The sequence below is a fragment of the Filifactor alocis ATCC 35896 genome, assembly GCF_000163895.2.
Taxonomy (GTDB): domain Bacteria; phylum Bacillota; class Clostridia; order Peptostreptococcales; family Filifactoraceae; genus Filifactor; species Filifactor alocis.
The window spans coordinates 1,700,331-1,713,846 of sequence record NC_016630.1; the positions used below are offsets into that span (position 1 = coordinate 1,700,331).

Genomic DNA, 13,516 nt, shown 5'->3' on the forward strand with positions numbered 1-13,516 from the left:
AGGACAATGCAAAAGCCTCCCACCAAAATGATGGAAGGCTTTCTAAACAATTCGCCTAAATTCAACAACTCCCTTTTGAACCTACTTTTTCAGCTTTTTAGTATCAAAATAGTATCACCAAAGAGTTTTTTGCACCGTTCAATCGCTAAAACCAACTGTTTTCAATGGTTTTGTAACAGCAACATATTTATTTCTGTTACTCCCACTCAATTGTTCCCGGTGGTTTGCTGGTAATATCATATACGATTCTGTTGATATGGTCTACTTCATTGATGATTCTGCCGGAGATTTTGTCCAATACTTCATACGGGATTCGTGCCCAATCTGCTGTCATAAAGTCTGTTGTGGTCACTCCGCGAAGTGCGAGGACATAGTCGTAGGTACGGAAGTCTCCCATTACTCCAACGGTTCTTGTTGTTGTCAACACTGCAAAATATTGGTTGATGCTCTTGTCTAATCCCGCTTTTGCGATTTCATCGCGGAATACATAATCTGCATCTCTTAGGATGTCCAATTTTTCTTTTGTGATTTCTCCCATCACACGAATAGCAAGCCCGGGTCCAGGGAACGGTTGTCTCCATACCAAGTATTCTGCCAACCCTACTTCCAACCCTAACTGTCTTACTTCATCTTTGAACAGGTTGCGAAGAGGTTCTATCAATCCTTTGAAGTCTACTACTGCAGGAAGTCCACCTACATTGTGGTGACTCTTGATTACTGCAGCGTCTCCTTCTCCACTTTCTATTACATCGGGATAAATTGTTCCTTGTGCCAAGAAGTCAACTGCTCCGATTTTTCGTCCTTCTTCTTCAAACACACGAATAAATTCTTCTCCGATGATTTTTCTTTTTTGTTCCGGATCGGAAACACCTGCTAATTTATCTAAAAATCTTTTTTCCGCATCAACACGAATAAATTTCATTCCGGAATTTGCAAATGCTTGCTCTACTTCGTCCCCTTCATTTTTTCTCATCAAACCATGGTCTACAAAGATACAGGTCAATTGACTTCCGATTGCTTTGGAAATCAGTGCAGCTACAACGGATGAATCTACTCCTCCTGAAAGTGCAAGGACAACTTTGCCATCTCCTACTTTTGTTCGAATCTCTTCGATTGCTGTTTTGGCATAGTTTGCCATCGTCCATTGTCCTGTACAATGGCACACTTCGTATAGGAAGTTACGAAGCATAGCTGTTCCGTTTTCTGTATGAAGTACTTCAGGATGGTATTGCATTGCATAGAATTTCTTTTCTACATGTTGCATTGCAGCTACAGGACAGTTATCTGTATATGCGATTTTTTCGAATCCTTGTGGAAGTTTTTCAACAAAATCGACATGACTCATCCAAGTGATTGCTTCTTTCGGCAATCCTTTGAACAACAGTGAGTCTGTCTCGAAATGTGTCTGTGTTTTTCCAAATTCTTTGGTGTCCGCTTTTGCTACATTTCCACCCAAAGACTGTGCCATCAATTGCATTCCGTAACATAATCCAAGTACGGGAATTCCAAGCTCAAATACTTCGGCATCCATTTTTGGAGCATTTGCTTCATATGCACTGTTCGGTCCGCCGGTAAAGATGATTCCTCTCGGTTGAATCTCTTTGATTTTTGCAAGTGCTTTGCTGTAAGGATAGACTTCACAGTACACATTGTTTTCTCTGACACGTCTTGCAATCAACTGATTGTACTGTCCGCCAAAATCAACTACAACGATTGTTTCCTGATTCATTGACTAATCCTCCGTTCCTGAACTATAGTTTGGTGCCTCTTTTGTGATGGTAATATCATGCGGATGGCTCTCACGAAGTCCTGCTGCTGTAATACGAACAAATGTAGAGTTTTCGTTCAACTCTTTGATGCTTTTTGTTCCACAGTAGCCCATTCCTGCACGAAGTCCTCCTACCATTTGGAAAATTAAACTGGATGCAACTCCCTTGTAAGGAACCATTCCTTCTACCCCTTCCGGTACAAGTTTTTTGGCATCTTCTTGGAAATATCTGTCTTTGGAACCTTTTTCCATGGATGCTAAGGAACCCATTCCACGGTAGGATTTGAAAGAACGACCGCGATACAAAATGGTTTCTCCCGGGGATTCTTTTGTTCCTGCTAACAGAGAACCCAACATAACAACGGAACCTCCCGCAGCAATTGCCTTTACCAAATCTCCGGAATATTTGATTCCACCGTCTGCAATAATCGGAGTATTGTGTTTTTTAGCTTCTTCATAACAATCCATAATTGCACTGATTTGAGGAACCCCAACCCCTGCAACAACACGAGTTGTACAGATGGAACCCGGTCCGATTCCTACTTTTACGCAATCCACTCCTGCTTCAATCAAAGCACGAGTTGCTTCTGCAGTTGCAACATTTCCTGCAATCACTTGTAATTCAGGATATTTTTCTTTTACGGAGGAAATTGCAGTCAACACTCCTCTGGAATGTCCGTGTGCCGTATCAATCACAATGACATCTACATGTGCCGATACCAGTGCATCCACGCGTTCCATCATATCTTCGGTTACTCCAACGGCAGCTCCGCAAAGAAGTCTTCCGTTTTCATCAGTTGCGGAATTTGGGAACTTAATTTTTTTCTCAATATCCTTAATGGTAATAAGACCTTTCAAAATATAGTTTTTATCTACAATAGGCAATTTTTCGATTTTATGTTGACGAAGGATTTCCTGTGCCTCTTCCAATTTGACCCCTTCCAATGCGGTAATCAAATTCTCTGAGGTCATTGCTTCTTCTATTTTTTTGCTGAAATCTTGTTCAAAACGAATATCTCTGTTTGTCAGGATTCCAATCAATTTTTTGTTTTCATCTACGATAGGCACTCCTGAAATACGATACCTTCCCATCAAATCATCTGCATCGCGCAAAGTCTTTTCTTTTGTCAAATAGAACGGATCAATGATGACTCCATGCTCAGAACGTTTGACCTTATCCACTTCCAACACTTGTTCTTCAATCGACATATTCTTGTGAATAATTCCAATTCCGCCTTCTCTTGCAATCGCAATCGCCATAGAGTGTTCTGTAACAGTATCCATCCCCGCACTCATCAACGGAATGTTCAACTTGATTTTTCGTGTCAAATAAGTGGATGTATCTACCTCTTTCGGTAATACATTTGACTCCCGTGGCACTAACAATACATCATCAAAGGTCAATGCTTCTTTCAAAATATTTGCCATAATGTCCTCCTTACAGTTAAAAATCCCTCACGAGAAACATACAATCGTATTTCTCACCCAACCCTTTTGTTAAAAAATATGATTCCTGCCTTCCGGAATCCTACTGAAACAGGCAAATTCCGAATATTTTACAGAAACAATATTTCTCTTCAAAAAACAAAACTATCATTTTTAATTTATCTTTTATTATACAATATTCCCCCTTAAAATGACAACACCTCTACACAAATTGATTCGCCAATCTTAGAATCGAAAACATCTGTATTTGTCTTGTAGAATCCTATGATGATTTATTTTTCGAACAACAAAAAAATAAAACCCATCCATATCCTCAGCAAAAAATCCGAATATTATGGATGGTTTTTAAAAGAAACAACTCTATTTAACAAATCTACTATGACAAATTAAATTTCTTGACAGTAATCGTATTGTTACAAGACAAAACTCCTTGTCAGCAATCGTATTGTTACAACTGACTCTGAAATTAACTCTGTTACAGTTCCATCTGTTTCCTAACCAATCATTGTCTTATCTCAATCGTATTTGTTACTACAAAACTTGGACCTATCAACTACACAGAAAGTTTCATGGATCGAATCACTTTTCGATACAAAACTGCAATAATCACTATTGTCAAAATTCCTTCCGGAAGCATATAACTTGCATTATATCCGATAGAATAGCGCAGCGGACTCACTCCCTCAGGTGCATAGGAACCCCATACTACTACTCCTGAAATAACAAGCACAACATATCGAAGTGCTATCGCAACACAACATCCAAGCAGTTCGGTCAATTGTCGTCCTTTCCACATTCCGGCAATTCCCAACACTCCGAATGCCAAAATGTAGTCTAACAAAATAGACATGGGATGGATAGAGAATCCCCCTTGCAGTAAATACTGAAAAATTCCATAAACGGTTGACACAACCAAACCTTTTTTGACACCGTGTCGACAGGAATAAATCAAAATCGGTGCCATGCTTACCGCTGTGACAGAACCGCCCTGTGGCATTTCAAACACCTTAATAAAGCTCAGCAATGTTGCAAGTGCAATCATGATACCGCCTTCTACCAAAATTTTTACATCTGTTTGTTTCATGTTTTTTTCCTCCTTTGTGATCTTGTTGAAACAGATTGTTACAAATCGTCTACTTCCGAAATCCAAATCACAAGTTCAGAAAAAATTGTCGATTTTTTACCAAAAAATATTCGCAAGTGCCACCTCTGCAAAAGGATTTCTCCAACAAAATATGTCCTCTGTCGATTTTAAAAATGGTTTGCAACAACCTCTTGTGACAGAAACATCTCCATGTCGTCTTTTGATTCTCTGTTTGCAGTACAAAACAGCTTTGTGAACTTGTGCCACAAAACACTTTGGTAAACATCCATACTTTTTCATAAAAAAGTCGCACTGATGCGACGCGATTCAAACTTGTTACGCCGGCATTATCCGGATCAACTTAAGGGTCGAAACGACAGTTTCCTCTCAGCAAATAAGCTCCCCTGTTCTCGATTTGTAGTAATATTATACTTCAATTTGATTTATTTTGCCATATTTTTATTATGAACTAAACTCTATTTTTATCTGTTCTCTTATGTTGAACTGTATTATATTCGGTATATATTTTATTTTGAATTGTACTCATTTTGAATAATACCCTATTTTGAACTGATTCCTTGTACTGTTACAACAGAACTATCCTTTGTTTTCAAGCGATAAACAAGGATACTCTCTCATCACAACAGAATAAATAACTCAACAGTTGTAATCGTTCTATCATTTCATTTCTCAAAGAAATCCTACCAAATCTCATTTTATTTATTGAATTGTTCCCAATTATTAAGATAGAATATAGGTAATGTAAGGTGATTTAGGAATATCTTTTTGTGTGTAGAATGTGACTTTATATTTTTATTGTTTTGTTCTATATTCATTTCACAAGATATTCCTTATTTTTCTACAGAAAGAATTATAGGAGGTGATTCCATTGGATTTTCAACATGTTCTACAAAAAGCATATAACTATGGCATGTTATATAAAGAAAGGGGTGTTACTGCCAGTTATATTCCCGAACTTGCCAAAGAAGACAAGTCTCGTGCGGGAGCAACACTCATTTCTCCTGACGGTACTGTGTATGAAGTGGGAGATTCTCACTACAAGTTCAGTATTCAAAGTATCGTAAAGGTTATCATCTATCTTTGCGTTCTTGAATGTTATGACTTCGATTACATCAAACGATTTGTCGGTGTCAAACCGTCTGCGAAACCGTTTAACAGTATTATTGAGTTGGAGTTAAGTAACAAAAACATTCCGGTCAATCCTTTTATTAATGCGGGTGCAATCGTTTCCACAGCACTTTTGCAAGAGAAATACGGAAACAATACCTTTGATTTTATCCTAAATCGTACAAGGGATTTAATTAACAACGACAAGCTGGATTACAGTAGAAGCATTTATCACTCGGAAAGTTCTTGTGCCTACGCAAACCGAGCACTGACTTATATGCTGCTCAATGACAACATTATTCCGCCTCATATTGATGTGGACGACTTGCTCAACACCTATTTCAAAGCTTGCTCTATCTTGGTTGACTCTGTCGACTTGGCAAATCTTAGTTTTATTTTGTCAAGAGATGGCAAAAATCTTGCAGGTGAAGAAATTCTAAGCCCAAAACATGCCAAAATCTTAAGAACGATTATGGCAACTTGCGGAACTTATGACTACTCCGGCGACTTTGCGATTCGAGTAGGTATTCCTGCAAAAAGTGGAGTTGGTGGCGGAATTGTCACTGCATCCAAATCAGGATATGGCATTGGTGTGTACTGTCCGGGACTTGATTCTCACGGAAATTCTTACGTGGGTATGCGAATGCTTCGAAGTATTGCGCAGGACCTGGAATTGAATATTTATTAAACCAAATTATTTTATAAAGGAGAGGATTATTATGGCAGAAAAAATTGATGCACTGATTACACCGATTAACGACATACTGTACTATCCCGTTCTTATTATTTTATTGCTGGGAATCGGTATTTATTTCACACTAAAAACCGGATTTTTACAAGGAAGATTGTTCAAAGAATCTGTTCGTGTTGTAATGGAAAAACCGGAAGAAGACGATTCGGTATCTTCTTTCCAAGCTTTGATGGTATCTACCGCTTCTCGTGTCGGTACAGGAAATATCGTTGGTGTTTCCAGTGCGCTTTGTCTTGGTGGGTATGGTGCCGTGTTCTGGATGTGGGTTGTTGCCATCATCGGTGGAGCATCTGCATTTGTCGAATCTACATTGGCGCAAATCTATAAGAGAAGAGACGAACAAGGCAATAGCTACGGGGGACCGTCTTACTACATTGAATCCGCACTAAAAAACAGAGCTCTCGGTATTATTTTCGCAATCAGTTTGATTTTAACTTATGCAATCGGATTCAATATGCTTGCTGCATTCAACTTGCAAACAACATTCCAAGCATATTCTTTCTATAACGAAAGTACAACTCCATACATCATCGGTGGCGTGCTTGCTCTTGTAACTTTATACTGTATTCTTGGCGGAGGAAAAAGAATCATCCGTTTTACATCTATGTTAGTACCTTTGATGGGAACCATTTATGTCATTGTTTCTCTTATTATGATTGTTATCAACATCGGTTACATGCCGACTGTATTTGCAAGAATTTTCTCAGATGCATTTAACTTCCGTGCTATCTTCGGTGGGGTCGCAGGTTCCAGTATGATGTACGGAATCAAAAGAGGTCTTTATTCTAACGAAGCCGGTATCGGTTCTGCACCGAACGCTGCAGCATCCGCACATGTAAGCCACCCTGTAAAACAAGGTTTGGTACAAATGTTATCTGTCTTTATCGACACTGTTGTAATCTGTAGTGCTACTGCATTTATGTGTCTGAGCTCCGGAGTGGAACCTTCTGCAGAATTAGGCGGTGCACCTTATGTACAAGCTGCACTATCCACATTTATGGGAAGCTTCGGTAACCACTTCATTACCATTTCTTTGATTCTGTTTGCATTTACAACTTTAATCGGAAACTTGTACTATGTGGATAACAACTTGGCATACATTAACGGAAAAGTTCCTAGTAAAACATTTATGACTGCATACCGTGTCTTTGCTGCTGCGGTTATCTTCTTAGGTGCTGCACAAAAACAAGCTCTTGCTTGGGACATTGCAGACTTATTGATGGGAGTTATGGCGTTGATTAACTTACCTGCTATCCTAATCTTAGGAAACACAGCTATCAAATCACTGAAAGATTATGAATCACAAAGAAAAGAAGGAAAAAATCCTGTATTCCGTGCAGCGAGCATAGGATTGGATGACAGTAAATTAGACTACTGGAAATAAAAACTGTATCTTACTGTCAAAACATAGTCCCTCATATTCCATGAAGTTGAAGGACTGAACCTAACAATAGAACAAAATCCACATCTATCTACCGATTCGGTGTTAGATGTGGATTTCTTTTTTTCAAAACTTTTTTCTCAAAACTTCTGTTATTTCAAAATCGTTGCTCTTAGTTTGTATCGATCTTTTTTTGTTTGATACAGCACTTCTTCAAATGTTCCCTTCCCGAAACCTCTCACCGAAATAACAGACGGAGGTTCCAATATTTTTGACGGATTGCTTATCACTTCATAGTCGACACTGACGAGTTCTTTTTGAACAAGTGATTTCGCATCATTTCTTGACAGATGAAACATTCCGGCAACAATGGAATCCAAACGTATGGAAGATACCACAAATTCACATTCTCTTTTCTCTTGTTTCGGAAGTGCAATCTCATCTTTTTCTACTCTATTGACTTTCACTGAAACATTCTTGACCTTTTCCAAGTGAAAACAAATATAGTCTGCGACACTCTGCAAACAGACAATATATGCTCCATCTTTCACTACAAAAATGTCTCCAATCTTTTCTCGGCGAAGTCCCAAACCCAAGATGCTCCCCAAATAATCTCGATGTGACAACTTAGAAAATTGGGTGTTTCCCGTTATTTTTAAACACACTAAAATATCCTGGCAACTTTCTTCAAGATAATCAGGATAAATAGATACTATTTTTCGTTCACTTTGCTCCGACATCCCATCAAACGAGTAGCGAACATCATAAATTCCATTGAGAACACTTGCAAGTTCTCTTTGCTCATAAGGGGTCAAAAAATCACTGTGTTTCACCTCATGCGTATATAATACCTGTTGTACAATATCTAACACACGAAGTACTTTCTCCCTTAACAACGTGTCTGTAATATGTGAAACTCGTCGTTCTTTCTCACTTTTTTGCATCTCTATCCCTAAATCATCAATAAATACAATATCTTAAATAAAAACTGTTTCAAAACCTGTAACAAGATGATTGCTACCAAAGGGGAAATATCTACCTGTCCCAGATGAACATGTTTATACATAAAATTTTCAAGCGGAATCATAAACGGATCCGTTATCTGATAGACAATTCTCGAGAACTGATAGTGCTTCATACGAAACAGCGGTGCAAAACTCAAAAATGCACGAGCAATAATCACCCAGTACAATACTAAGAATATAGAATCAATCAACTGAAAAGCCATATATCCTGTACGCAAATTTAACATATTGTTGAATTCCTTCCCAATCTTACTGCCACTTGAAAAATCCTTTATTTTCCAATACAGTCTTTACACTGCCATCAATATCAACAGAAGGCGGTGCAAGTACAAAAACTCCGTTGGAAACTTCTACGATATCCCCGCTCATTGCATAGATGGCACCACTCAAAAAATGAAAAATTGTACCGGAAACAGATGGATCTTTCACTTTCTCCAAGTTTACAACACAAACTTTTTTATTTTTTAAACTATCCACAATCCCCGGAATATCTTCATTGTATTGAGTAGGTTCATAAATCATTACTCTAAACTGTCCGTTTTTTCCGGAATTTGTGCTGATATTTACCACTTTGTTTGAAGAAGACTTTGGCGGTGTAGGCAAAAACTCTTCTTCTTCATATTCATCAAACTCTTCGTAGTCCTCCGAATCATATCCACCGCTTATAAATCCTTTTAGTTTGTCTGTAAATTTCTCTGCCATTTTCCATATCCTCCTCAAATTAATTATAGTTTCTTTTTCCAAAAATTCCGGTTCCGACTCTTACCATGTTAGAACCTTCCTCTATTGCAACCGTGTAGTCGTTTGTCATTCCCATAGATAGATACTTCATCTGTCCGGTTCCAAGATTCAAATTCTTTGCCTCTTCAAACAACCCTTTCAATTGACGAAAATAAGGTCTTGCTTCTTCCGCATCTTCTACAAAAGGAGCCATTCCCATCAAACCTAAGACTTGAATATGAGAGAAATTTTGTGCAACTTCTTCAATAAATTTCAAAGCTTCCGCTTTGTCCAACCCATGCTTACTTTCTTCTTGAGAAATATTGACTTGAATCAGACATTTCATCACAACACCGATTTCTTTCGCTCTTCGGTCAATTTCTTTTGCCAAACTTATCCGATCCAACGAATGAATCATTTCCACCTTGTCAATAATATACTTGACTTTGTTGCTCTGCAAAGTTCCAATCAAATGCCACTTGACCGTATCGGGAAACTTTTCATACTTACTCAAAATTTCCTGCACCTTGTTTTCTCCGAAACAAGATACTCCTTCTTTCAGCACTTCCTTCATCGGACCGACATCTATCGTCTTCGTTACCGCAACCAACGTAACCTCTTGTTTTTCACAAGAATTTTGCCTTGCCTGTTCAATAGATGCTTGTACCGATTTCAAATTATCTTTTACATCCATCTATCTCACCTTATCCCCTTCTTTTACAATAATCGGATTCAGGATGACACTGTCATATAACTTGATATCATCGGCTTCTCTTGGAATTTGACTATTGTACTTACAAATAATATAATCCTTGTCTTCTGCTATAGGATTTCTGATTTCTCGAAATACAGCAACACCCGCCTCATCTATGACAAAGATACCATCATTACCGTTTTTGCCTTTGAACACTGCAGCCCTTGGTATCTTCAACCCTTTTCTGTTCTGATATTCTACTTTGATATTAAAACACCTTTTTTCATAAAAATGGAACAACTCATCTTCCACCCGAAACAAACCTAAAAATTTACCGTCATCTCCCTGATGGAAGTCTTCTAAATAAGCTGTAATTTCTTGATTATCTACATAAATGGTAACCGGTTGTTCCGATACGATATGATCGATATCTTCTTTGTCCACCTGACATGCGAAATAGTATTTGAAATTATAAACAACCCTTCCGACAGGTTTCTTTGCAAGAATCTTTTTCTTCAAATCGACTTGATCATAATCTTTTATCTTATGAATCTCAGACACAGTGAGATTGTTTCGATTTTCAAAAGTCAGTTTCTCTTCATATCCGTCGCTGTAAGCAACAACGATTCCTGTCATAGGTGCTTTGATGTAGTATTCATTTCCATTAATTTGAGACAACAATTTTTGTTTTTGAGCTTTCAACTCTTCTACAGTAACATTTTTACCTTGTACACTGTCTTCCAAGAATTTTTTTTGCTCATTCACTGAAATAATTTCTTGTTTCAAAGATTCCAAATACTCTTCTTCTCCGGAAAAAATTCTTTTTTGTAAATCGGCATACAGTGTTTGTAATTCCAAATTTCTCTTGTTGATTTCCATTGTTAAATCTTTAGAAACATCTACATTTTGCTTTTCTTTCAACTTATAGTCTATCAATCTCAAATTGTCCTGTAAATCTTCTATGTTGTATCCGCTTCTCATCACAGCAACATTCGTTCCCTTACAAACACGCTGACCTTCAGGCACAATATAGTCCACATATCCTTCTTGAGGAGCAAGAATATTCTGTTCCTTGCGAATAATGACCGCTTTTTTGTCTGCTACACTGATTACCTGTCCAACATCAATTGTGCCGATTTCAACACTTGCAAACACTGCCCCTTTCCACACATTCCATAGGACAAACAAAACAAAGGAAACTCCTGCCAACAACCAAGTTGCTCTATTCCAAGCACCAAAATTTATTTTTCTTCGTCTGTTTCTTCTCTTTCTTTGTTTTTGCATACCTTTTCCTTTTTGATAAAATAATAATTGACCTTTGTTTCATATAGGCAAAATGTATTTAATTTAATCTATTTTACACGTTTTTTATTAAAAAATCAATGTTTCTGCTAAAAATAACACTTCCTTTTCATCAATCTTCTCAAAAAAATAAAAATTATTATAATTGTAGGCAATTTGTTGTTATGAAACATAACAACAAATTGTTCAGTATTCATTCAGCCGGTGTAGTTTCCACAATTAATTGTCTTATTCATAAAATTTATTTTCTAATATTGCCTTCTCAAATTTTTTCTTCGCTCTCTGTAACGCATTATCTATCACCTTCGGACTCTGATGCAACACATCGGCAATATCGTGATAAGTCATTCCTTCCAGGTACATCTCTATTACCTTCGCTTCCAAATCACTCAAAATCTCGGCCATCAATTTTCGAAAATACAACCCTTTCTCTTCATTCAAAAAAATATCTTCCGGATTGGAAACTCTCTCATTTTCAATCAAATCCAACATCGTGGTATCATTTTCTTCTTCATAAAGTCTGCGATTCAATGAAATATAGGAATTGAGCGGAATATGTTTCTGTCTGGTACTTCCCTTCACAGCTGTAATCAATTGACGGGTGATACACAAATCAGCAAAAGAGCGGAACAATCGATTCTTGTCCGGATTGAAATCACGAATCGCCTTATGTAGGCCTATCAGACCCTCCTGTACGATATCTTCTTTATCCGCTCCTACCAAAAAGTACAGTTTTGCTTTACTTCGTACCAATCCCATATATTTGGTGAAAATATAATCGATTGCGTAACTGTCCCCTTTTTGTGCAAGATGCACAATCTGTTCTTCCCACTCCTCTTGCGGAATGTTGTCAAGGTCTACGGAATATTCAATTTTTAACTTTTCGGAAAAGTATTGCATTGTATCCTTCATAACAATTCCCCTTTTAGTTGCAAAAACTCAAATCATTTTTTCTTACGCATATTATCCAACTGTTGCAGAATCTCTCCGTCCAAAATATCATCAATGGTATTTTTCTCGATATGTGTCTTCTCTATTTGCTTTTTGATATCCATCCTGCTCTTTTGGAAATCCAATTCCAATTCTCTGGTAGAAATCCTCGTTGCACCTTTTCCAAGCACAAGTTGCTGTTCCGCCATGTCATCAGTAACTACCTTGAGGTCAAAATGACGCTTGTTCTTATACTGCGCAATAAACCTCTCAATATAGCTGTCTGCCGTCTCATTCTCTTTGGTAAAAATAATATGAAGTCGACCCTTTTGTTCTTCTCTTTCTTTAGCTCTGACATTGTAGGCATCGTACACAATATATCCTTCCATACCGAAATACTCAATGTACTCTGCTATCATATCTTCCAACATTTCTCTGGCAGAAGATAAATCCTGTTTCGATACCCCTGACAAATTACTCCATGCATTGATGACGTTATACCCGTCTACAACAAGAATTTCTCTCTTTTTTACACGAAATTTCATTTTGTTCCTCTTTGTTTTGATGCTTCAAACAATATGACGGAACCTGCAACAGAGGCATTCAAGGATTGAATTTGTCCTTTCATCGGTATGGATAGAATCTTATCACAGTGTTGTCTGACTAATCGTCCCATTCCTTTTCCTTCATTCCCCACTACAATCGCAATGTTTCCGCTCCAATCATTTTGAGTATACTCTGTGCCGTCCATATCCAAACCATACACCCAGTAATTTTCTTTCTTCAACAATTCTATGGTCTGACTGATGTTCGTTACCCTTGCTACTTTCATATAACTGACCGCTCCGGCAGATGTTTTTTCCACTGTTGCGTTGACTGTCGCCGATCTTCTTTTCGGAAGAATCACTCCATCAACTCCCGCACCTTCTGCAGAACGAATCAAAGCTCCCAAGTTATGAGGATCTTCAATTTCATCCAAGATTAACAGAAATCCGGTTTTATTTTGCATTTTGACAGATGCCAAAATTTCTTCCACTGTAGAATAGGCGTAATCCATCGTCAGAGCAATCACTCCCTGATGAGCCGCTGTTTCTGTCATCTGTTCCAATTTCATCCTGTCTGTCTGTTTCAAAATAATTTTCTTCTCTTTTGCCATAGAAATGATTTTGCGAATACTTCCCTCTTTGCTATCCTTGGAAACATAGATAACATCGAGCGGAATTTCTTTTTTCAATGCCTCTAACACAGCATTTCTTCCTTCTATCTGCATTGTTTTCCCCTCTTCAT

General features: G+C 37.8%; 13 protein-coding genes and 1 riboswitch. Of the genes, 2 read left to right on the forward strand and 11 right to left on the reverse strand.

Annotated features, from left to right (window positions below; translation table 11 throughout):
* Positions 1 to 196 precede the first annotated feature (196 nt).
* The 3 genes from guaA to thiT all read right to left on the reverse strand — a co-directional run bounded on the left by guaA (position 197) and on the right by thiT (position 4,298).
* Positions 197 to 1,729 (reverse strand): glutamine-hydrolyzing GMP synthase, encoded by a 1,533-nt coding sequence (guaA, locus tag HMPREF0389_RS07590; protein WP_014263047.1) that lies wholly within the window; start codon positions 1,727 to 1,729, stop codon positions 197 to 199.
* A gap of 3 nt (positions 1,730 to 1,732) precedes the next feature.
* Positions 1,733 to 3,196 (reverse strand): IMP dehydrogenase, encoded by a 1,464-nt coding sequence (gene guaB, locus HMPREF0389_RS07595; RefSeq protein WP_014263048.1) that lies wholly within the window; start codon positions 3,194 to 3,196, stop codon positions 1,733 to 1,735.
* Positions 3,197 to 3,767: 571 nt separating this feature from the next.
* The gene (thiT, locus tag HMPREF0389_RS07600) at positions 3,768 to 4,298 is read right to left on the reverse strand and encodes an energy-coupled thiamine transporter ThiT (RefSeq protein ID WP_014263049.1); all 531 of its coding nucleotides are present in this window, start codon (positions 4,296 to 4,298) and stop codon (positions 3,768 to 3,770) included.
* A gap of 316 nt (positions 4,299 to 4,614) precedes the next feature.
* A riboswitch (TPP riboswitch) is annotated at positions 4,615 to 4,714 on the reverse strand.
* Between the two features lie 464 nt (positions 4,715 to 5,178).
* On the opposite strand from thiT, the gene glsA reads away from it, so the two are divergent.
* Complete coding sequence (gene glsA, locus HMPREF0389_RS07610) at positions 5,179 to 6,114, forward strand: glutaminase A (RefSeq protein WP_242821713.1); 936 nt, start codon at positions 5,179 to 5,181, stop codon at positions 6,112 to 6,114.
* 31 nt (positions 6,115 to 6,145) lie between these two features.
* Positions 6,146 to 7,561 (forward strand): alanine/glycine:cation symporter family protein, encoded by a 1,416-nt coding sequence (locus HMPREF0389_RS07615; RefSeq protein ID WP_014263051.1) that lies wholly within the window; start codon positions 6,146 to 6,148, stop codon positions 7,559 to 7,561.
* Positions 7,562 to 7,710: 149 nt separating this feature from the next.
* Here the strand turns inward: HMPREF0389_RS07615 and HMPREF0389_RS07620 are convergent, their stop codons facing one another.
* The 8 genes from HMPREF0389_RS07620 to rlmB all read right to left on the reverse strand — a co-directional run bounded on the left by HMPREF0389_RS07620 (position 7,711) and on the right by rlmB (position 13,499).
* A complete protein-coding gene (locus tag HMPREF0389_RS07620) occupies positions 7,711 to 8,502 on the reverse strand; it encodes a YlmH family RNA-binding protein (protein WP_014263052.1) in 792 nt (263 codons plus the stop codon).
* Between the two features lie 8 nt (positions 8,503 to 8,510).
* Positions 8,511 to 8,810: a YggT family protein gene (locus HMPREF0389_RS07625; RefSeq protein WP_014263053.1), complete on the reverse strand. Its 300-nt coding sequence runs from the start codon at positions 8,808 to 8,810 to the stop codon at positions 8,511 to 8,513.
* Positions 8,811 to 8,832: 22 nt separating this feature from the next.
* Positions 8,833 to 9,285 (reverse strand): cell division protein SepF, encoded by a 453-nt coding sequence (locus HMPREF0389_RS07630; protein ID WP_014263054.1) that lies wholly within the window; start codon positions 9,283 to 9,285, stop codon positions 8,833 to 8,835.
* Positions 9,286 to 9,304: 19 nt separating this feature from the next.
* Positions 9,305 to 9,997 carry a YggS family pyridoxal phosphate-dependent enzyme gene (locus HMPREF0389_RS07635; protein ID WP_014263055.1) on the reverse strand — a complete coding sequence of 231 codons (693 nt, stop codon included), beginning with the start codon at positions 9,995 to 9,997 and terminating at the stop codon, positions 9,305 to 9,307.
* A complete protein-coding gene (locus tag HMPREF0389_RS07640; RefSeq protein ID WP_014263056.1) occupies positions 9,998 to 11,281 on the reverse strand; it encodes an HlyD family efflux transporter periplasmic adaptor subunit in 1,284 nt (427 codons plus the stop codon). It abuts the gene before it with no gap.
* A gap of 246 nt (positions 11,282 to 11,527) precedes the next feature.
* Positions 11,528 to 12,211: an RNA polymerase sporulation sigma factor SigH gene (gene sigH, locus HMPREF0389_RS07645; protein WP_014263057.1), complete on the reverse strand. Its 684-nt coding sequence runs from the start codon at positions 12,209 to 12,211 to the stop codon at positions 11,528 to 11,530.
* A gap of 32 nt (positions 12,212 to 12,243) precedes the next feature.
* A complete protein-coding gene (locus HMPREF0389_RS07650) occupies positions 12,244 to 12,774 on the reverse strand; it encodes an NYN domain-containing protein (protein ID WP_014263058.1) in 531 nt (176 codons plus the stop codon).
* On the reverse strand, positions 12,771 to 13,499 hold the full coding sequence (gene rlmB / locus HMPREF0389_RS07655; RefSeq protein ID WP_014263059.1) for a 23S rRNA (guanosine(2251)-2'-O)-methyltransferase RlmB: 729 nt from the start codon (positions 13,497 to 13,499) through the stop codon (positions 12,771 to 12,773). The genes HMPREF0389_RS07650 and rlmB overlap by 4 nt, the downstream gene beginning before the upstream one ends.
* Between the last annotated feature and the right edge of the window lie 17 nt (positions 13,500 to 13,516).